The sequence below is a fragment of the Micromonospora sp. NPDC000668 genome, assembly GCF_042897975.1.
Classification (GTDB): Bacteria; Actinomycetota; Actinomycetes; order Mycobacteriales; family Micromonosporaceae; genus Micromonospora.
In genome coordinates this window covers 1,394,450-1,414,830 of record NZ_JBIAYP010000002.1, presented here as the reverse complement: position 1 = coordinate 1,414,830, position 20,381 = coordinate 1,394,450, and the positions used below count along the sequence as shown (strand labels likewise).

The 20,381-nt window shown below is 70.1% G+C and carries 18 protein-coding genes; 9 read left to right on the top strand and 9 right to left on the bottom strand.

Translation table 11 applies throughout. The features are described 5' to 3' along the window. Window positions 1–682: 682 nt before the first annotated feature. Entirely contained in the window at window positions 683–946 is a 264-nt protein-coding gene (locus tag ACFY29_RS16160) for an SCO4848 family membrane protein (protein WP_386986610.1), read from the bottom strand. Between the two features lie 98 nt (window positions 947–1,044). Continuing rightward, a complete protein-coding gene (locus ACFY29_RS16155; RefSeq protein ID WP_386986608.1) occupies window positions 1,045–1,512 on the bottom strand; it encodes a hypothetical protein in 468 nt (155 codons plus the stop codon). A 287-nt stretch (window positions 1,513–1,799) separates the two neighbouring features. Here ACFY29_RS16155 and ACFY29_RS16150 point away from each other — a divergent pair, with 287 nt between their 5' ends. The 5 genes from ACFY29_RS16150 (at window position 1,800) to ACFY29_RS16130 (ending at window position 6,098) form a co-directional block, all read left to right on the top strand. After that, on the top strand, window positions 1,800–2,273 hold the full coding sequence (locus tag ACFY29_RS16150) for a PRC-barrel domain-containing protein (RefSeq protein WP_386986606.1): 474 nt from the start codon (window positions 1,800–1,802) through the stop codon (window positions 2,271–2,273). A 344-nt stretch (window positions 2,274–2,617) separates the two neighbouring features. Further along, a complete protein-coding gene (gene trpS, locus ACFY29_RS16145) occupies window positions 2,618–3,676 on the top strand; it encodes a tryptophan--tRNA ligase (protein WP_386986604.1) in 1,059 nt (352 codons plus the stop codon). 140 nt (window positions 3,677–3,816) lie between these two features. Beyond that, window positions 3,817–4,164, top strand: coding sequence for a YciI family protein (locus ACFY29_RS16140; protein ID WP_328426150.1), 348 nt, complete (start codon window positions 3,817–3,819; stop codon window positions 4,162–4,164). Between the two features lie 2 nt (window positions 4,165–4,166). After that, window positions 4,167–5,447, top strand: a complete 1,281-nt coding sequence (locus tag ACFY29_RS16135; RefSeq protein WP_386986601.1) for an RNA polymerase sigma factor — start codon at window positions 4,167–4,169, stop codon at window positions 5,445–5,447. 60 nt (window positions 5,448–5,507) lie between these two features. Next, window positions 5,508–6,098 carry an HAD family hydrolase gene (locus ACFY29_RS16130; RefSeq protein ID WP_386986598.1) on the top strand — a complete coding sequence of 197 codons (591 nt, stop codon included), beginning with the start codon at window positions 5,508–5,510 and terminating at the stop codon, window positions 6,096–6,098. Between the two features lie 45 nt (window positions 6,099–6,143). On the opposite strand, the gene ACFY29_RS16125 is transcribed toward ACFY29_RS16130, so the two are convergent. After that, entirely contained in the window at window positions 6,144–6,659 is a 516-nt protein-coding gene (locus ACFY29_RS16125) for a DUF6194 family protein (protein WP_386986595.1), read from the bottom strand. Between the two features lie 102 nt (window positions 6,660–6,761). Here ACFY29_RS16125 and ACFY29_RS16120 point away from each other — a divergent pair, with 102 nt between their 5' ends. Further along, on the top strand, window positions 6,762–7,445 hold the full coding sequence (locus ACFY29_RS16120) for a TioE family transcriptional regulator (protein WP_355612839.1): 684 nt from the start codon (window positions 6,762–6,764) through the stop codon (window positions 7,443–7,445). An 18-nt stretch (window positions 7,446–7,463) separates the two neighbouring features. Here the strand turns inward: ACFY29_RS16120 and ACFY29_RS16115 are convergent, their stop codons facing one another. Beyond that, complete coding sequence (locus ACFY29_RS16115; RefSeq protein ID WP_386986591.1) at window positions 7,464–8,435, bottom strand: zinc-binding alcohol dehydrogenase family protein; 972 nt, start codon at window positions 8,433–8,435, stop codon at window positions 7,464–7,466. Between the two features lie 177 nt (window positions 8,436–8,612). On the opposite strand from ACFY29_RS16115, the gene ACFY29_RS16110 reads away from it, so the two are divergent. Next, window positions 8,613–9,329: a YoaK family protein gene (locus ACFY29_RS16110; RefSeq protein WP_386986588.1), complete on the top strand. Its 717-nt coding sequence runs from the start codon at window positions 8,613–8,615 to the stop codon at window positions 9,327–9,329. A 19-nt stretch (window positions 9,330–9,348) separates the two neighbouring features. Here the strand turns inward: ACFY29_RS16110 and ACFY29_RS16105 are convergent, their stop codons facing one another. The 3 genes from ACFY29_RS16105 to ACFY29_RS16095 all read right to left on the bottom strand — a co-directional run bounded on the left by ACFY29_RS16105 (window position 9,349) and on the right by ACFY29_RS16095 (window position 13,862). After that, a complete protein-coding gene (locus ACFY29_RS16105; RefSeq protein WP_386986585.1) occupies window positions 9,349–10,428 on the bottom strand; it encodes a WxL protein peptidoglycan domain-containing protein in 1,080 nt (359 codons plus the stop codon). Window positions 10,429–10,519: 91 nt separating this feature from the next. Next, entirely contained in the window at window positions 10,520–12,502 is a 1,983-nt protein-coding gene (locus tag ACFY29_RS16100) for a fibronectin type III domain-containing protein (RefSeq protein ID WP_386986582.1), read from the bottom strand. Window positions 12,503–12,644: 142 nt separating this feature from the next. Next, entirely contained in the window at window positions 12,645–13,862 is a 1,218-nt protein-coding gene (locus tag ACFY29_RS16095; protein WP_386986579.1) for a HupE/UreJ family protein, read from the bottom strand. A gap of 175 nt (window positions 13,863–14,037) precedes the next feature. Between ACFY29_RS16095 and ACFY29_RS16090 the strand changes: the two genes are divergently transcribed. Beyond that, complete coding sequence (locus ACFY29_RS16090; RefSeq protein WP_386986576.1) at window positions 14,038–14,703, top strand: hypothetical protein; 666 nt, start codon at window positions 14,038–14,040, stop codon at window positions 14,701–14,703. 191 nt (window positions 14,704–14,894) lie between these two features. After that, window positions 14,895–17,513, top strand: a complete 2,619-nt coding sequence (locus ACFY29_RS16085) for a right-handed parallel beta-helix repeat-containing protein (protein WP_386986574.1) — start codon at window positions 14,895–14,897, stop codon at window positions 17,511–17,513. Between the two features lie 183 nt (window positions 17,514–17,696). Here the strand turns inward: ACFY29_RS16085 and katG are convergent, their stop codons facing one another. Next, window positions 17,697–19,904: a catalase/peroxidase HPI gene (gene katG, locus ACFY29_RS16080; protein WP_386986571.1), complete on the bottom strand. Its 2,208-nt coding sequence runs from the start codon at window positions 19,902–19,904 to the stop codon at window positions 17,697–17,699. 67 nt (window positions 19,905–19,971) lie between these two features. Further along, complete coding sequence (locus ACFY29_RS16075) at window positions 19,972–20,376, bottom strand: Fur family transcriptional regulator (protein WP_328426152.1); 405 nt, start codon at window positions 20,374–20,376, stop codon at window positions 19,972–19,974. Window positions 20,377–20,381: the final 5 nt, after the last annotated feature.

Here is a 20,381-nt window from a genome sequence, read left to right as displayed (position 1 = left end):
CCGGGGTATAAATCATAATTGGCACTGGCTTTTCAAGCACCCTGTTGAGTTCTCAAAGAACAACCACACACCGACCAGAAGCCCCACTCAGTGGAGCACTCTCTCGGGGCTTTCCATCCTCGTCCCCGCCGCTCACTGGCGCCGGGCACTTTTACTACGTTACCTCACCGTCTTCGCCGTGTCAAACCGTGTGTCCCGGTCTGTCGTGCTTCGTACGGGTTGGTCCCGGCGCACTCACGCAGCAGCGGACCGCTGCGTCAGGTCGTCGGATTTGGCAGGCCGGCCACTGCGGTTTCCCGCAGACTTGCCCGGTTCCCTGCCGGTCGTGAACCTTACCCGGTCGGTTGCGCTGCACCAAATCCGCCTCCCGGCCAATTCGGCGAGCCCCGCCCGAGCCGTGTCCCGCAGGAGCGAACCCCTGCCTGACCCGGCTGCCTGCCCGATTCGGTGCTCCAGGACTTTCGTCCCGTTTGCCCCGTTCCGCGCTGGCAGAGAGAAAGTTACGCGTCCGTGGGTTTGATCGTCAAATCCGGGGGTAGCGTCCCACGTCACACTCGCTGCCGGGGGCCGTATCCCCAGTTCAGCGCGTTTGGCGGTTTCGCAAAGGCGCGGGACACCGCCGAAGACGGGCTCTCAGCCGACCGAGAGTGACCAGCCGAGCCGGATCTGGGGCCTTGGGCCGTCAGGCGGCAGGGCGGTTCAGGCGCCGACGGGCGGCGAACCAGGCGCGGATGCCGAGGACGCCGACGGTGCTGCCGATGGCCAGCGACGCCCCGATCAGCAGGGCGTGCACCCACAGGAAGCTGGTGGCCGCGCCGTCCCCCACCGTGCCGGACGCCCAGGAGCGCGGGTCCTGCCAGATGGCGACGGCGAACCTCGGCCAGATCACCCAGGTCCAGACCCCGACTCCGACCAGGAAGACAGCCCACGCACGCGACAGCACCATGGCAGCCGAGTATGCCAGCGGAGCTGGTCACCGGCCCGGACGCCGGGATTGGATCGGCACGAGGATCGCCCTCGCGGCTGGATCTGACTCAATCTGACTCAGAAGCAGGTCCCGATGCCGCCGATCGCCGGGTTGGCCCGATCGTGGCGGCTGATGACGCCGCTCGGGTCGGCCATCAGCCCACCCCAGATCGCGCAGCCGCCCCGGACGTACGCCCGGGCGGGGCCGGCGGCGTAGAGCCTGGCGGCATCGTCGACCTGGGTCGGCAGGTCCTGGGCGGAGAGGTAGGTCTGTGTGCGGGTGAGCATGCCGAGGTGAGCGGCCTTGATGGTGACCGTGCAGCCGAATCCGGTGATCGGGTCGTACAACAGGTGGACGGTGCCGAGTCGGTTGCCGGTCCGCGCGTCCCGGATCGGGTCCTGGTCGACCGGGGCGTAGCCGAGCCCGCAGAGCGCCCGCGGGGAGTACGGATTGAGCGTTCGCGCCTGCGCCGCGCTCCCGCTCGCGGCGACGAGGCCCAGCGCGAGCGCCAGCACGGCGCCGAACCGTCGAATTGTGCTGTACATCTGCGTCCCCCTTCTTCGGCAATGCTTGGATGCGGGACCAGAATGGTGGCGCCGGACCTGCCCTCGAATGTGCGGGAGGGACACAGCGCCCCGACGGTGGATGTGCGGATGAGCGGCCCGGACCGCGCTGAGCTGGGCGGTTGCCCTGCTCGTCATCGACGTTCGACAGCTATGACGTATTTCGCAGCGCGCATTTCGATGAACTCAGAACTGCCGAATTGTTTCCGGCGGGAGCGGGGTGGGCACAGCGGAACGGGACAGCCGAAGACCGTCACCGGAGGTGTCCCGTGCAACCCTCGATCTTCAATCCCTGGGACTGGCGCGACCCGTCGGCCCTCGCCGGCGGGTACGCGCAGACCATCCCCTCGGCCTCCCCTCCGGAAGGCCCGGACGGTGCGCACGACGGGCCGGACGCACCCGGCCCCGGCACGCCGATCGACCTGGTCGGCTACCGGGTGCAGGCGACCGACGGGCGGATCGGCACCATCGACGAGGCGAGCCACGACGCGGACGCGCGGTACCTGGTGGTGGACACCGGGCCATGGATCCTCGGCCACAAGGTGCTGCTGCCGGCCGGCACGGTGGCCCGGGTGGACCACCGGGACCGCAGCGTGCACGTCGACCGGACCCGACAGGAGATCAAGGACGCACCGCCCTTCGATCCGGAGTCGTCCGACCCGGAGTACCGGGAACGCGTCGGCAACTACTACGCGGAGAGCTATCGGCCGCGCCAAGCCGGGAGCCCCGAGCCACAGCGCTGAGCGGCGGACCCGTGCCGGAGATACCGGGCCACTCCGGAGCGGACGGTACGGGCGCGGCTTCACGGGTACCGTGATTCCGTGGTCCGGACGAGCAGTTGCGCGTCGGAGGCGGTCGAGATGGTCGACTGCCTCCCCCTCTGCGCGGTGCCCGGGTTCCCGATCAGCTCCGGCGATGGCCGTGAGCAACTCCTGGACGTACTCCGTGCTGGTGGTCTGCGGTACCGCGCCGGCGCGCGATGGCGGACGGCTCGCTGAGTCGAACCCGCTGACCGACGGGGCGAATTTCGCCCCGCTCGGCGCGCGCCCACGCGTTACCCACCTTCCCGCACGAAAGGCACACCACCATGTCCGTCGCACGAATGCTCACCGGCGACCGGCCCACCGGTCGCCTGCACCTTGGCCACTACGTCGGCAGCATCGCCAATCGGGTGCGGCTGCACCAGCGCTACGAGAGCTTCTTCATCATCGCCGACCTGCACATGCTGACCACCAGGAACCGCCGCGAGGACATCGACCAGGTCTCCGGCAACGCCCGCGAGATGGTGACCGACATCCTGGCCGCCGGCATCGACCCGGCGCGGGCGACCTTCTACCTCCAGTCAGCAATCCCGGAGGTCGGCGACCTCAACACACTCCTGCAGAACCTGGTGAGCGTGCCCCGGCTGGAACGGGTGCCGTCGCTGAAGGACATGGCCCGGGACGCGGGCAAGGAGGAGATGCCGTATGGGCTGCTGGGCTACCCGGTGCTCCAGGCCGCGGACATCCTCTGCGTGAAGGGGCAGGTCGTCCCGGTCGGCCGGGACAACGCCGCGCACGTCGAGGTGACCCGGGAGATCGCCCGCCGGTTCAACCACCTGTACGGGCCGGTCTTCCCGGTGCCCGAGCTGATCCCGGCGGATACGCCGAGCCTTGTGGGCACCGACGGCGCGGCCAAGATGAGCAAGAGCCGGGGCAACACGATCGCCCTCTCCGACGACCCCGCCACGGTGCGTCGCAAGGTGCTCGGCATGTACACCGACCCGAACCGGGTCCGGGCCGATGTGCCGGGCACGGTGGAGGGCAATCCGGTCTTCGCGTACCACGAGGTCTTCAACCCGGACCGTGACGAGGTGGCCGAACTGGCCGCGCGCTACCGGGCCGGACGGGTCGGTGACGTGGAGGTCAAGGAGCGGCTGGTCGTCGCGCTGGAGCGGTTCCTGGCACCGATCAGGGAGCGGCGGGCCCGGATCGAAGCGGACCGGGGGCTGGTCGACCGGCTGATCGTCGAGGGCACCGAACGGACCCGCCAGGAGGTACGGCAGACGCTGGTCGAGGTCCGCCGGGCGATGGGGCTGACCGGCGCGTACCAGCAGGTGCGGCGGCGAGCGGAGCGGAGCCGGAGGCGGACGGACGCCCCGGCGTGAAGCCTCGGCGGCGCCGAACGGTGGACCGGCTGAGCTGCGGAAAGAAGAATTCTGGACGCCGTGTCGATATCCCCGGTCCCCGTTCGTCGTCATGCTGTACGGCGACCCGCCGCACCGAGAGGAGCCGAAGCGTGAAGTACATGCTGCTGTTCATGAGCCCCGCGACCGACGGGGGCGAGCCCATCGACGGGTGCAGCTTCGAGGACTGGATCCGCTACGACCGGGAGATGAAGGACGCGGGGATCTGGGTCTCCGGGCACCCGTTGCAGGACCTGACCACGTGCACGACGGTGCAGGTCGGCCCGGAAGGCGAACGCACGATCACCGACGGGCCGTTCGCGGAGACCCGTGAGGTGCTCGGCGGGTACGACATCATCGACGTGCCGAATCTCGATGTCGCGCTGGAATGGGCGGCCCGCAGCCCTGGCGCCCTCGGCGGTGGGTCGGTCCAGGTGCGCCCGGTCGCCGAGATCGAGGTCGGGGTCTGACGATGGCGGGCGAGGGGGCAGCGGGGGCGGAGCCGGTCGGGTCGTCCGTGGAGGCGGTGTTCCGGGAGGAACGTGGCCGGCTGCTCGCCTCGCTCGTGCATCGCTTCGGAGACCTAGACCTGGCCGAGGAGGTCGCCTCCGAGGCCATCGAGGCGGCGCTGGTGCGTTGGCCCACCGACGGCGTCCCGAGCCGGCCGGGCGCCTGGCTGCTCACCACGGCCCGCCGCCGCGCGGTGGACCGGCTGCGCCGCGACCGGGTGCTGGCCACCCGACTCGCCGTGCTCCAGGCGGAGGCCGAGCGGGCCGACGCCGCCCCACCCGCCGACGCGGACCGCGACCTGCCCGACGATCGGCTGGCGCTCTTCTTCACCTGCGCGCACCCGGCCCTGCCCGCCCAGGACCGCGGAGCGCTCACCCTGCGCTTCCTCGCCGGGCTCACCACGGTCGAGGTCGCGCGGGCCTTCCTGGTGCCGCCCGCGACCATGGCTCAGCGACTCGTCCGGGCCAAGCGGAAGATCCGCGACGCACGTATCCCGTTCCGGGTGCCCGGGGCCGACGAGCTGCCCGAACGCCTGCCCACGGTGCTTCAGGCGGTCTACTCGATCTTCACCGAGGGCTATGCCGCCAGCTCCGGCCCGGATCTCCAGCGGACCGACCTCGCCGAGGAGGCCATCCGGCTGGCCCGAATCCTGCGTCGGTTGCTGCCGGCCGAGCGGGAGGTCGCCGGGCTGCTCGGATTGATGCTGCTGGTCCACGCCCGGCGTGCCGCGCGGACCGGGCCGGACGGCCGGGTGGTCCTGCTCGACGACCAGGACCGTGGGCGCTGGGACCACCGCATGATCGACGAGGGGCGCGGCCTGGTGGTGGTCGCGCTGACCGGCCGACCACCCGGGGCGTACGGGGTGCAGGCCGCCATCGCCGCGCTGCACGACGAGGCCGCCGATGTGGCCAGCACCGACTGGCCCCAGGTGGTGGCGCTGTACGACGTGCTGCTCGGCCTGGTCCCCTCGCCGGTCGTCGCACTCAACCGGGCCGCCGCGGTGGCCATGCGGGACGGGCCGGAGGCCGGGCTCGCCCTGCTGGACGAGTTGGCCGACGATCCCCGGCTGCGCGGCTACCACCTCTATTCGGCGACCCGGGCCGACCTGCTGCGCCGGCTCAACCGGTACGACGAGGCCGCGGCGGCGTACCGGAGCGCGCTGACGCTGGTCGGCACCGAGCCGGAACGGGCGCACCTGCTCCGCCGGCTCGAATCCGTCACCACCGACGAGCCGGCCGACTGACCGGATGCCCCCGGCCGCCGCGCACCGGGCCGGTCGGCGCACCCGCTGTAACCTGCACCGGTGAGTCTGACCGTGCCACCCGGCGAGTTCGAGGCGTACCTGTTCGACTGCGACGGCACCATCGTCGACTCGATGCCACTGCACTATCTGGCCTGGCAGCGGGCACTGGACGAGTGGGGCTGCGAGTTCCCGGAGGAGCTGTTCTACGCCTGGGGTGGCCGGCCGGTGGCCGACATCATCGCCACCCTGAACGAGCGGCACGGTCTGGCCATGCCGGTGGCGACCGTCACCGAGCGCCGGGAGAGCTACTACCAGGAGCTGCTGCCGCAGCTCGCCGCCGTGCCCGAGGTGCTGGCGCACATCCAGGACGCGCACCAGCGGGTCCCGTTCGCCGTCGTCTCCGGCAGCACCCGGGCCTCGGTCACCGCATCCCTCGACGCGCTCGGCCTGCTCGACCGGTTTGACGTGCTGGTGTGCGCCGACGACTACACGCGGGCCAAGCCGGACCCGGAAGCCTTCCTGCTCGCGGCGTCACACCTCGGCGTACCCCCGGGGTCCTGCCTGGTCTTCGAGGACACCGACCTGGGCATTCAGGCCGCCACCGCGGCCGGCATGGCGTCGGTACGCGTGCCGCAACCCCGCGATCGCTGAGGCCCGACCAGGTGGTCGACGCCACGACCGGTGGCGCCGCTCCGCTCAGTCCGGGCGCTGCTGCCGGTCCAGCGAGCGTTGGTGCCGCCGCAGCGCCCGGTGATGCGCGTGCGCGAGCAACCGGTCGACCTCGCTCAGGCTGCGCGGGCCCGGGTTGAGCACGCACGCCCACCCGTGGGTGCCGTAGGCGGGATGGGGAACGACCTGGTCGAGGGCGGTGAAGTCGACCGCGGAACGGTGCTCGGTGACCTGCGCCGGTGGGTAGCCGAACCGGCGCTCGAACTCCTCGCGGCCGAGGTCCAGGTTGAGCCGGAAGACGCCCGGCCGGTCGAGCTTCGAGTCCTCGTCGAAGCCGGTGGTGTCCTGTCCGACCAGGGTGGCGAACGGCCGGCGGTGGTCCGGGCCGACGAAGAAGAACCGGTCGCCCCAACTGGACTGCGGGGCACCGGACGCGTCGTCGGCCCGTACGACGGTCACCTCGGGCAGGGCGAGGATGAGGTCGGCGATGTCGTCGGCACCGAGGTCGAACGACCAGGCGGCGGGCATTGATGAAGAAGCCATGACCTTCACCGTATCGTTGAACCACCCGTTGAGACTTTCTCCATCGGCGATCTCCTGGAGACGGCCCTGAACCCTCAAACCGCAGGACACGCCTACCGGCCGGTGGACCTGGCCCGGGAGCACGGCATCTCCAGCCAGGCGGTCCGCAACTACGAGCGCGACGGCGTCATCCCTGCCGCCCGGCGCACGCCGAGCGGCTACCGCACGTACACCGAGGTGCACGCCGCGGCGTTGCGCGCCTACCTGGCGCTCGTCGCGGGGCACGGGTACGCGACCGCCGGCGAGATCATGCGGGCGGCGGTCCGCGGTGACCTGGACGCCGCCCTGCGCGCCGTCGACAGCAGTCACGCGCAACTGCTACGGGACCGCGAGACGCTCGACGCCGTCGAGGCGACGATCGGGGTGCTCACCGCGGCACCGACCCCCAGCCCGCCCGGCCGGCCGCTGACCGTCGGCGACCTCGCCCACCGGCTCGGCGTGACACCCGCGACCCTGCGGAAGTGGGAGAGGGCCGGCATCCTGTGCCCGGCGCGCGACCGCGCCGCCGGGCAGCGGCTGTACGGCCCCGACGACGTCCGCGACGCCGAACTGACCCACCTTCTGCGCCGGGGCGGTTACCTGCTGGAGCACATCGCGACCGTGATGCGGCAGGTACGCGCCGCCGACGGTCCCGGCCCACTGGCGGCCTCCCTGCACACCTGGCGGCAGCGGCTGGCCACCCGCGGCCACGCGATGCTGGTGGCCGCCGGCCACCTCGCCGGCTACCTGGCGGCGACCGGACCGTGATCGCCCCGACCGCCGGGCCTAGCTGACCTTCAGCAGCAGCTTGCCCTGGTAGGAGGTCTGCAGCCGGCGGTGTGCCTCCACCACCTTGCCCAGCGGGAACGTCTCGGCGACGTGCACCTCGAACGGTGCCGCCTCGATGAGCTCGTTGAGGCGTTGCAACTGCCGGAGGTTGGCCGCACCGTCGTACGCCCGGACCGGCACGCCGGGCCGTTCGCTCGGTTCGGGCTGCACACCATGGGGGTACGCGACCACACCGCCGTCGGACAGCGCCTCGGTGAGCCGGTCCAGTGTCTTGCCGCCAGCCATCGCCAGGATGCCGTCCACTCCACCCGGGGCCGCTTCCCGGATCCGCGCCAGCACCTGGGTCAGGTCGCCGTGGCCGTCTAGAGACACGTCGGCGCCGAGCCGGGTCACCAACGCCACCCCGTCCGGCCCGGAGGCCACCGCGATCACGTTGAGCCCCTGCCGCTTGGCCAACTGCACGGCCAGGTGGCCCTGCCCGCCGCTCGCGCCGAAGATCAGCAGCCAGGCACCGGCCGACAGACTCAGGGCGTCCAGCCCCGCCAGCGCGGTCAACGCGTCGGTGGGCATGGCGCCGGCGTGCTCCACCGACACACCTTCGGGCAGCTTCGCGACGTACTGCGCCTCCGCCACCGCGTACTCGGCGTAGAAGCCGCCCTTCGGCCGGGTGTTGGCGGACACGTAGACCAGGTCACCCACCGCGACGTTGGTCACCTGGCTGCCGGCGGCGGCCACCGTTCCGGCACCGTCCGGACCGGGCACGATCGGGAACGCGGCGCCCTCGGGCACCAGAGTGCCCTGGCGCTCGTACGCGTCCCACACTCCCACGCCGGCGCTCCACACCTTGATCAGCACCTCGTCATCGGCGATCTCCGGCACCGGCAGGATCCGGAGGGTGATCACCTCCGGCCCGCCGAACTCGTCGAAGGCCGCGGCCTGCATCCGCTCGGGCACATCCCCGTCAACCATGTGGATTCCCTCTCCGCGCCAGCGTCACCGTCGCAGCATGCCGGCTCCGGGACGGGCCCGGTCCGGGGCTGTGCACCGTTCACCCACAAGGGCGACCGCCCGTGCTCGATCGCCTCGGGGCACCGGTGCGCCCCGAGGCTGTGGCGTAGTCGGAGCCAACGCGGGAATGGCTGCCTCGTGCACGCTCCGTCGAGGCAGACCACGGCCGGGCTCCTGGTGGTGCTGGCCGCGGCCTCCGGCTGCCTCGACGTGATCTGCCTGACCCGGCTCAACGGGTACTTCGCCAGCGTGATCACCGGCAATCTGGTGCAGTTCGGCCATGCGATCGCCACGGCGAATGCCCGCTCGCTCGCCGGTGCCGTGGCGGCGGTGGGCGGTTACGCGCTCGGCGTGGCCGGCGCCACGCTGCCGTTACGCCACGGCGGACCGGGGTGGAACCGCCGTACCGCAGTAGTCGCGGCGGCCGAGGCGGTGCTGCTGCTCGGATTCACGGCGGGCTGGCTGGGCTGCGCGGCGCGTCCCGGGTACGCCGCCGGGCTCGTGCTGCTCGGGGTGGCGTCCGTGGCGAGTGGCATGCAGAGCGTGATCACCATCGGCGCCGGCATCCGGGGTGCCTCGACCACCTATCTGACCGGCTCGCTGACCAACATGGTCCGGCGTCGCGTCCTCGACCCACACCGGTTCGCGGACGTGGGTGGCCTCGGCCGGTTGGCGGGACTGGTCGGCGGCGCCGTACTCGGCACGGTGGTGCTGCGCCTGGCACCGACCTGGGCACCCGCGCTGGCGGCGGCACTGGTGGTCGCGGTCGTCGCGGTCGCCGTCGGCCTGACCCGCCGGGCGGTGGCCGCCGTCCCGCAATCGCCGGACCGGGACCGCCCCTCGTCCAGGCCGTGACCCCACCTCAATCCTGCGGTCAGGACGTCTGCGCCTCCTGACCCCGGAGCGCCTGCTCGACGGCGTCGCGCACCCGGGCGTCCTCGCGCTCCGTGCGCCGGACGCGGTTGCGACGCCGGTACAGGAGTGCCCCGACGAGCACGGCGATCAGTACGACGACCACCAGCACCAGCATCCACGGCAGTGCCCAGCCGTGCGCCGTGACCTGGACCGGCTTGAGCGAGGTGGTGGAGCCTGACGCGTCGGTGAGCAGCGGCGTGAGGGTTGCGGTCGCCGCCAGCCGGACCGCGGGAGCCATGCCGTGCACGGGCACGCTCACGGTCCAGCTCTCGCCCGGAAGCAACTCCGGCGGGGCTGCGACCCCGCCCGCCTTGACCCGCAGCGACCCGAACGGGCCCGAGATCGACACTGCCTGCTGGCCGGACAGGGCGGCGTTGCCGGTGTTGTGGATCTTGTAGGTGACGGTGGCGTCGCCCTTGCTGAACGGGTTGACCGTGCCGGCGTACTTCACGTGCAGGTCCTCGATGGCGAGGCTCGGCTTCAGCTCACCGCCGACCCGCAGCTTGATCCGGATACCGAGGCGCCGGTCCACGTTGATGCCCTCAGCCTGGTCGGCCTGCGTCAGCGAGGTGAGGATGCCGCCGACGTAGTCACCGGGCGTGGCGTTGTCCGGAACGCTGATCTTGAAGGGGACCTGGGCGGTCTTCCCGGGCTGGATCGCGACGCTGCCGGTGCCGGCGTGCGACCACGCCCCGATCGCGACGGACTTCTTGTCCCGGGTGAGCAGGTCGAGCTGACCGGCGCCGGTCGTGAAGCCGTCGGCGGCGTACACGGACAGGTTCAGCGGCACCGGGCCGCGGTTGGCGACGACCATCGCGTCCTCAACCACTCCACCGGGGTTGACGTTGTAGCTGTAGCTGGACCGGGCGGCGCCGTAGCTGTTGGAGGCCGTCCGGACCGTCCAGGCGACATCACCTTCCGCTGCCAGGGCGGGGCCTGCGGCCAGGCCGGCGACGGCGGAGGTGGCGAGCAGTGCGAGAGCGGTCGTACGAAGGAGTGTTGCGGTCCTGGTCTTCCAGCGCGTTACGGACGCGTGCATTTCGGGTCCTTGAGGTGATCTTGGGAGGTTTGCAACGGGTGGCGGGGTAGGCCCCCGAAGGTGCCTACCCCGCCCGATGGAGCAGGTTCGATCAGCTGCTCAGCGCAGTGATCGTGAGGGTGGCGCGGTAGCTACCCTTCGCGATGCTGTCCGGGATCTTCAGGTCCAGGTCAGCGCCGAGCTTGGCGCCGCCCCGGGGGTGGCCCTGCACGGCCGCACCGAGTCCGCTCGAAACCGAGAGGCCCTTGCCCTGGTCGTCGAAGCCCGACAGGACCGGAGCACCGGCCTCGGCACCAGCGCCAGCGTCGAGGACGTACGGGGTCCAGCCCAGGTAGGAGCCGGAGAACGTCTTGTCGGCGTCCTGGAAGTCACCCACGTTGGCCGAGATCGACCACGGGGCGAGCGATCGGCGGCTGTCCGACACGAGGATCGGGTTGATCTTGCCGTTCGCCTCGAAGTAGGTGCCGTCGCGCTCCTGCGCGGTACCGAGGTCGACCAGGCCGTTGTAGCCGTCGATCGTCCAGCCGAACTCACCCGGAGCCGGGTTCGGCACGTTCACCTGGATGGCCTGGCCGTCACCGTTGAACGGGTGCACCGTCACCTTGTCGACGATCGAGCCGACCGGCTGACCCTCGGCGGTGTTGTTGCACGGGGCGTTGCCGTTCTCGACCGCCGCGTTCGGCGCCGCGCACGTGCCGCTGCGGAGGTTCTGCAGAACCAGTTTGTCGCCGCGCACCTGCACCTTGACGTAGCTGCGGACGTGCTCCTGGTTCTGCACCGAGTTGTACCAGTACTTGCCCGGGTCCAGCGGGTCGGGACCGTTACCGCGGATGCCCGTGCCGGTGCTGTCCGGCTTCTTGATGTCGTAGTACTTCGAGCCGGAGGCCGAGTTCGCCGTCACGTAGATGACGCCGCCCGGGCCGGGGAACACGTCGGCAGCGCCGGGCTGCTCGGCCGGGTTCTCCTTCTGGCCGTTCTTGATCGAGTAGCTGCGGGAGTAGCTGTGGTCGTGACCCTGCAGCACCATGTCGATGCCGAGGTTCGAGAAGGCGGTCGTGAAGTGCTCACGACGGTCCTTGTTGTCCGTGTCGGTGGCGTGGCTGGCCGGCGAGTAGATCGAGTGGTGGTAGACCAGCACCTTCCACTTGGCCTCGGAGCCGTGCTTGTTGATCACGTCGGTGATGTACGAGACGTGCGCCGCGTCGCCGACGTTGCCGCCCTCGGCGGGCACCTTGTAGCTGTTGCTGTTGATGTCGATGAACAGCACGTCCTTGTAGACGAACCAGTAGTCACCACCGGACTTGGTGCCCGCCGGGTTCCCGTTGTCGTAGTACGGGGCCGTGCGGTCGGTGTTCGGGGTGAAGTGGTGCTGCTCGTAGGACTTGCCGCCGACGTCGTGGTTACCGATGGTGGCGACGAGCGGGTACTGACGCAGCTGGTCGGGCGCCAGGAACGAGGTCCACTGACCCTCGTCGTTGGCGCTCTCGACGTGGTCGCCGCCCGACACCAGCAGCTCGGCGTTCGGGTTCGCCGCGGTGGCGACCTTCAGGGTCTCCTCCCAGCCGGCCTGGTCCTTCAGCCGGTCACCGGAGGAACCGATCTGGGGGTCGCCGAAGAACAGGAAGTCGTAGTCGCCCTCGAAGTCCTGCGTCTTGAAGGCGTACGCCGCGGACCAGCTGCCCTCGGCGCCGACGCGGTACGAGTACGCCGTGTTCTCGCGCAGGTTGCTGATCGTGGCGTGCCGGTTGAAGCCGGTGGTGGACGTGTTCGCGGCACCGACGGCGTCGAAGCTGACGGCACTGGCCGGGAACTCGCCGTTCACGATCTCGGCGGTGGGGGCGAGCTGGATCTTCTGCGCGGTGTCGGCGGAGGAGTACCAGGTCACGACGCGCTGCGTCTCGTTGGCGCCGACGCCGAGGATGACGCCGGTGATCGTGGTGGACTCGGCCGCGCTGGCGGTGGCCGTCAGGCCGCTACCGAGGGCTGCGGCCATTCCGAGGACGCCCGCGGCGACCCCGGCGACGACGCGCCGCCGCACGAGCCCGGGGGCCCCTGTCGAGGTGCTCAATGTCATCGACATTGTTCCCTTTTCAAATAGAGAAATGGATGATCTTCGCCCGACGGTGGGGAAGCAAACCAAAGCTTTCGCCACGTGATGAACCAACCATGAACGTGATCTTGCGGATGGCTGCACTTCCCGAACTACTTAGCCTTACTCATGATCCAGATACGCGCTGCACGAACCAGACCAGCCCCATAATGGACACGGCTCCAGAAACAGCGCCGGTCGCCCAGAGGCCGATTTTCGGCGTACGGCGCCGCAACACGATCAGCAGCGGGAAGACAACGGCGATAATCGCCAACTGGACGACCTCGATGCCGACGTTGAACACCAGCAGGGACCACAGCAGGGTCCACGACCACGCCTCGTCGATCCCGAGCGCGCCCGCGAAACCCAGGCCGTGCACGAGGCCGAAGCAGAACACCACACCCAGACGGATCCAGCCGGAGCGGTCCAGACTGAAGTGGCCACGGCCCGCCGGATCGAGGTCGGTGGCGTGATCGCCGCGCCGCCAGATCCCCCACAGGTGCCAGCCGGCGACCACGGCGATCGACAGCGCGATGACCGGCTCCACGACCCTCGCCGGCACGTCGACCAGGCCGAGGGCGGCGAGCATGAACGTCACCGAGTGCGCCAGGGTGAAACTCGTGGCCGCGAGCACGATCTCCCGCAGCCGCCGCGACCCGGCGATGAGCGCCAGCAGGAACAGGATGTGGTCGATGCCCGACAGCAGATGCTCGGCGCCCAGCAGGAAGAACTCCCGGAACCGCTCGTAGGCGGCCTGACCGGTGGAGAAGGAGGGGTTGGCCGCGTCGAGGGCCGCGCTGCCCGAACGGCCGTCGATCTCGTACGTGACGATCGTCTTGGTGCCCTTGACGTAGCCCTCGCCGTCGGCGAAGAGCCCGCTGCGCACCTCGTGCTCGTCGGCCTGCTCGGGGCAGGTCCAGTCGAGCAGCAGATCGGCGTACGGCACGCCTTCGCGCTCGCCGATCGTCGCGTCGCCCACCTGCGTCGGCCGACAGGCCGCACCCTTCGAGGTCACCGAGAAGCGGTCGGTGACGTACCTGATGGTCGAGTCGGCATGGGTCTTGAGCGCGGCGGCCTGCCCTGCGGTGTCCTCCGCCTCGAACGCGGCGGTTCCCGCCTGAAAGAGCGGATCGTCGTCGCCGGAATCAGCGGCGGACACGACGAGGAGGTCGTATTCGAGCTCCAATGTCGTGCGTATGTGACCCTCGTCTCCCGCTGCAATTTTGGCGTACACAGTCGACGAAAACCCGTGCGCTGACGCCGGCCCGGCGCTCAGAAAAGAGAGGACCGCCGCGACGATCCCGACAACAGCGACGATAACGGTACGGCGGACGTGCCCTGACATGCGGCTCCCTCGGTTGGCCAGTGCACGTTGCATGGCACGGGTGAACACGAGCCCGCCCGCCGAAGAACCGCTGGAGAACAAAGCCCCGGAACGACCGCCTGCGGATTCTTGGCGACCGGAACTGGGATAGGAATACGAAGCAACACTTTCCGCCACCACTCGGAGGACGATCACTTTGCGCCCCCCGCTTCGGGCCGTTGCCATGCTGGCCGCGACCGCCGCGCTGATCACCGGATGCAGCTCCGGTGACGACTGGTCACAGCCGCACCCCAGGCCCGCCGCCATCGGCTCGCTCGGTCCGGGATTCATCGACCCCTCCACCAAGCCCGCTCCGGAGGGGACCGTCCGGCCGCAGCCCGGCTCATGGGCCGGCGTCCACCCGTCGAAGGACTACCGGGTCGTGTTGCTCACCGCCGGTGACGACCGCCCGACCAAGGCCCTCGTGACGGCAATTGAGGACTGGGCCGACGACGAACACGTCGACCTCAGAAAGATCGTCGTCGGCGACGGCCACGACTCCGTTTCCAGCATCGCCAAGGCCATGGAGATGGGCCCGGATCTCATCGTCAGTGCGGGGAACGACCTCATCGACCCCCTGGCGCTGGTCACCCCCAACCACCTGGACCAGCGGTTCCTCGTGGTGGGCGCGGAGCTGGCCGAGCCCACCCACAACGTCACGGCGGTCGACTGGTCCGGCGCGTCGTTCCGTGGTGAGGGGCTCGGCATGTCTTCGACGTACGACCCCGACTCGTTCACGACCGAGCGCTGCGCGGCCGCCATCCGGGCGGGGGTGGCGGCCGTGCTCAACGACCTGACCGGGATCGTGATCTGGGTCGACTAGCCCGTGTGATCGGGCGTGATCTCGTCGAGACAGCTAGGCCGCCGAGCAGGTGGGGGTCATCCCTCCACCGTGGGCACGACAGATGAGTCGGGCTGACCGGCTGGGCGCGCCTTGTCCGATCGGCGCTGCTCATCTCCGTCAACGTCGCGCTACGCTCCCCGCGCCAAATGATCGACTTCCACGGGGGACGCATGGACATTCGCGCATGGGCACGTCTCGGGGTCGTACCGTTGATCGGTGCCATGGGCCTGGTGGCCCCGGCGACGACCGCGGCCGTCGCCGCGCCCGCGCCCGCGCCCGCGGGGATCCGCGACCTGTACGTCAACAGCAAGAACTGCACGCCAGGCGGGTACGGCACCGTCGACGCACCGTTCTGCACCATCTCCGATGCGGCAGCGCTGGCAGAGCCCGGGCAAACGGTGTTGGTGCAGCCCGGCGACTACCCGGAGGCCGTGACCATCACCCGGTCGAGCGAGGTCGGCGCGCCGATCACCTTTCGGGCCGTCAACGGGCCCGGCGGGACTGTCGCGGTGGGAAACACCACCGTGGGTGCGGTCACCGGCGTGGTCTTCACCCTCGACAACGTGCACGACGTCGGGGTCGAGGGATTCCGTCTGCTGAGCACAGCCGACCAGTCGGCCCTCGTGGTGAACGGGTCGCAGCGAGTAACTCTCGACGGCGTCGTCGTCCAGGGCGTCCGCGCCACCTTCGGCGCGGTCCGGGTGACGGGCCAGTCGGGCGGTGTCACCGTCAGCCGGAGCTACCTGTCGAGCGCACCTGCGGGCTATCCGGGTCTGGCGATCGACGCCGGAGTCGTCGGCGCGGTGGTGACCGGCAATGAGTTCTCCCTCTCGGGCCTGCGAGTCACCGACGCGCCCGGCACCGTCGTCACCAACAACACCCTGCTCACGAACTGCGCCGTGGGGATCGAGGTGACTGCGGCCTCGACGGGTGTGTCGGTCCGGAACAACATCGTCCGCACCAACCCGTTCCGGCAGGCCTGCGCCACCCCGGCGAATGCGACGGCGATCTCCGTCTCGGCTGGGTCGGTGCCGGGGACGTTCGCGGATTACAACCTGATCGACCCGATCACCGGCGGCGCTCTGTACGCCTGGGGTGACGGCAGATATCAGGACCTGCCGGCGTTCCGCCAGGCCACTGGGCAGGGCGGACACGATCTCGCGGTGGACCCGATGATCGGTTCCTACAAAGGGTCACTCCGGCCCTGGCACACAATCGACCCGTCCTCGCCTGCGGTGGACTCCGGGGACGCCTCCGCTCGTGGCGTCACCGGCACCGACATGTTGGGCAACCCGCGCACCGACAACCCGGCGATCGCCAACACCGGCACCGGGGGCGGCTACCACGACCGGGGCGCGGTCGAGGCGCAGGGCGGTTCGGAGGGCCGGTCCACGATCCGGCGCAAGCCGGGCGGAAATCCCTTCGCGGTCACGGCTTCCGCGACTCCGCAGTACGCGTGGCCCGTCGGCGGCGAGGGCGGTTCGATCGCGTACCAGTTCGAGGGTGAGCAGCTCTGGCGGGTGACCTCCGCTCGTACGTTCGACCACACCTTGCGCCGGGCGGGTCAGGCCTGCGTCCACATCCGGATCAGCTTCACCGGCTTTCGACTCCCAGCCGAGTTCTCTTCCTACCGCTGCACTCAGGTCGGTGCGCTCTACGAGACGGTGCACCCGACCCGGCTACTCGACACCCGCGAGGCGGTGGGTACGCCCACCACCACCCCGGTCCCGGCCAAGTCCGAGGTGGTGCTCGACGTTCCCAGCATCAACGGGGTGGCGGCAGCGGACATCAGTGCGGTGGTGCTCAACGTGACAGTCACCCAACCCCGCACCGCCGGCTTCCTCACGGTCTACCCGGACGGTGCCCCGCTGCCCACCTCGTCGAACCTCAACTTCGTGCCGAACGAGACGGTCCCGAACCTGGCCACCGTGCCGATGACCAACGGAAAGCTCCGGTTTCGCAACAGCAGCGGCGGCACGGTTCACGTGATCGCCGACCTCCAAGGCTTCTACGGCTCCTATGGCGCCGCCATGCAGCCGCTCACACCGACCCGGGCCCTGGACACCCGCGCCGGGGCCGGTACGCCGATGGCAGCCAACGGATACCTGCGCCTGGACCTCACCGGCAAGGTGCCTGCGGAGGCAAAGGCGGCGATCGTCAATGTGACGGTGACCGCGCCGACGGCCAGCGGCGTGCTGACGCTCTACCCGGATACCTGGCCGACACCCATGGCATCCAACCTGAACTTCGTGGCCGGGCAGACCATCCCGAACCTGGTCATCGTGCCGCTGGTGGCCGGCAAGGCGATGATGCGCAATGCCAGCTCCGGCACCGCCCACGTGGTGGCTGACCTCGCCGGCTACTTTGCCGCGCCGTCGTACGGCGTCGCTGACCAGACGTACGTCCCGTACGGGCCAGACCGGATCGCGGACAGCCGCGGCCTCAGCGGCTGGGACCGTTCCTTCTACAACGAACCCTTCCACGCAGGGGAGAAGGCGACGGTCAGCGTCCGGCGTTACGGGGCGTACTGCGAGGACGAGTGCCCGACACCGACGGCAGCGGTGGTGAACGTGACCGTCACCGATCCGACCACCGCCGGTGTTCTGGCCGTCTACCCGCCGGGAGGCACACCCACGACGTCCAGCGTCAACTTCCTGGCGAGGGAGACGGCGTCCAACCTGGCCGTGGTCAAACTCGGTGCCGAGGGGCGGATGGCCGCGTACAACAACAGCAGCGGCTCCACCCATGTCATCGTCGACCAGTCGGGATATTTCATCGCGGCCCCCTGACGGTCGCTCAGGTGCACGGCGGCCGCGTCCCACTTCGGGGCGCGGCCGCCTCCTACCCCACCGACGGGCCCCGCGAGATGAAGACCGGCCGTGACCAGCTCTTTAGCTGGTCACGGCCGAGGTCGAGCACCCGAACGAGGACGTCCAGGTCGGCCCCCCACAGGGCCGACCTGGACGTCAGGATCAGACGAGGTCGTACCGGTCGAGGTTCATCACCTTCACCCACGCCGCGGCGAAGTCGCGAACGAACTTCTCCCGCGCGTCGTCGCTCGCGTAGACCTCGGCGAGCGCGCGCAGCTCGGAGTTCGAGCCGAAGACGAGGTCGGCGCGAGTGCCGGTCCACTTGACCTCGCCCGTGCCAAGGTCACGGCCCTCGAAGAGGTTCGCGTCCTCGGACGTCGCCTTCCACGTCGTGCCCAGGTCGAGCAGGTTGACGAAGAAGTCGTTGGTCAGCGACCCGGTGTTCTCCGTCAGGACGCCGAGCGGTGACTGCTTGACGGTGGCGCCCAGGACGCGGAGACCGCCGACGAGGACCGTCATCTCGGGCGCGCTCAGGGTCAGCAGGTTCGCCCGGTCGATCAGGAGGAACTCGGCCGGCAGCCGGTTGCCCTTGCCCAGGTAGTTGCGGAACCCGTCCGCGGTCGGCTCGAGCGCGGCGAAGGACTCGACGTCGGTCTGCTCCTGCGACGCGTCCGTACGTCCCGGCGTGAAGGGGACCTCGACGGTGTGGCTGGCGTTGCTGGCGGCCAGTTCGACGGCTGCGGACCCGCCGAGCACGATCAGATCGGCGAGCGAGACCAGCTTCCCTCCGGTCTGAGCGGCGTTGAACGCCTCCTGGATTCCCTCCAGGGTGCGCAGCACCGTCGCCAGTTCCTCGGGGTTGTTGACCTCCCAGCCGTTCTGCGGCTCGAGCCGGATACGGGCCCCGTTCGCGCCGCCACGCTTGTCGCCGCCACGGAACGTGGACGCCGATGCCCATGCGGCGGAGACCAGCTGGGGCACCGACAGCCCCGAGGCGAGGATCTGAGCCTTGAGGGTGGCGACATCCTCGGCGTCGACGAGCTCGTGCGTCACGGCGGGGATCGGGTCCTGCCACAGCAGCGTCTCGGTCGGGACCTCCGGGCCGAGGTAGCGCTCGATCGGCCCCATGTCGCGGTGCGTCAGCTTGAACCACGCCCGCGCGAAGGCGTCCGCGAACTCCTCCGGGTGCTCCAGGAAGCGCCGCGAGATCGGCTCGTAGATCGGGTCCACCCGGAGCGCGAGGTCCGTCGTCAGCATCGTCGGGGCGTGGCTGCGCGACGGGTCGTGGGCGTCGGGGACGGTACCCGCGCCGGCACCACCCTTCGGCTTCCACTGGATCGCTCCGGCGGGGCTCGTCGTCTGCTCCCACTCGTAGCCGAACAGGATCTCGAAGAAGCTGTTGTCCCACGTCACGGGGGTGTTCGTCCACGCACCCTCGAGACCGCTGGTGATCGTGTCGCCGCCCCGGCCGGTGCCGAAGGTGTTCTTCCAGCCCAGCCCCTGCTCCTCCAGCGAGGCACCCTCGGGCTCGGCACCGACGTACTTGTTCGGGTCGGCCGCGCCGTGGGTCTTGCCGAACGTGTGCCCGCCGGCGATCAGCGCGACGGTCTCCTCGTCGTTCATCGCCATGCGGTGGAACGTCTCGCGGATGTCCCTCGCGGAGGCGAGCGGGTCTCCGCTGCCGTGCGGGCCTTCCGGGTTCACGTAGATGAGGCCCATCTGGACCGCGGCCAGCGGGTTCTCAAGGTCCCGCTCACCGGTGTGGCGCTCGTCCCCGAGCCAGGTGGACTCGGGACCCCAGTAGACGTCCTCGTCCGGCTCCCAGACGTCCTCCCGACCGCCGGCGTAGCCGAAGGTCTGGAAGCCCATCGTCTCCAGGGCGACGTTTCCGGCGAGGACCATGAGGTCGGCCCACGAGAGGTTCTGGCCGTACTTCTTCTTGACCGGCCACAGCAGGCGGCGGGCCTTGTCCAGGTTCGCGTTGTCCGGCCAGCTGTTGAGCGGCGCGAAGCGCTGCATGCCGGCGCCGGCGCCGCCGCGGCCGTCGCTGATCCGGTACGTGCCCGCGCTGTGCCACGACATCCGGATGATGAACGGGCCGTAGTGGCCGTAGTCGGCCGGCCACCAGCCCTGCGAGGTCGTCAGGACCTCCGCGATGTCCTGCTTCACGGCGGCCAGGTCGAGGGTCTTGAACGCCGCGGCGTAGTTGAACTGCTCACCGAGAGGGTTCGCCACGGCCGGGTTCTTGGCGAGGATCCGCAGGTTCAGCCGGTTCGGCCACCACTCCCGGTTTCCCCCGCCCTGGGTCGGATGCGGGGCACGTGCGGCCGCCGAGACTGGACAGCCACCCTCGCTCTCCTCCGAGTTCATGTCTCCTACGACTGCATCATGGTGGTGCTCAGCCACGTGATTCCTTCCGGGATTGGGGTTCAGGGGTTCAGGAACTGTGTGCGGTGGAACAGCCGGGGCACAGGCCCCGGTAGACGACCTCGGCCTCGTCGATCAAGAAGCCCTGGTCGTCGGACGCGGTCAGGCACGGCGCCTGACCGACGGCGCAGTCGACGTCGGCGATGACGCCGCACGATCGGCACACCACGTGGTGGTGGTTGTCCCCGACCCGCGACTCGTATCGCGCCACGAAACCGGCCGGCTGGATGCGTCGCACCAGCCCCGAAGCCGTCAGCACACGCAGTACGTCGTACACGGCCTGGTGGGACACCTCAGGGAGATCGCGGCGCACGACACCGATGATCGAGTCGGTGTCGGCGTGTGAATGGGCGTACACCGCGTTCAGCACCGCCACCCGAGGGCGGGTCACGCGCAGCGCTGCCTCGCGCAGCATCTGTT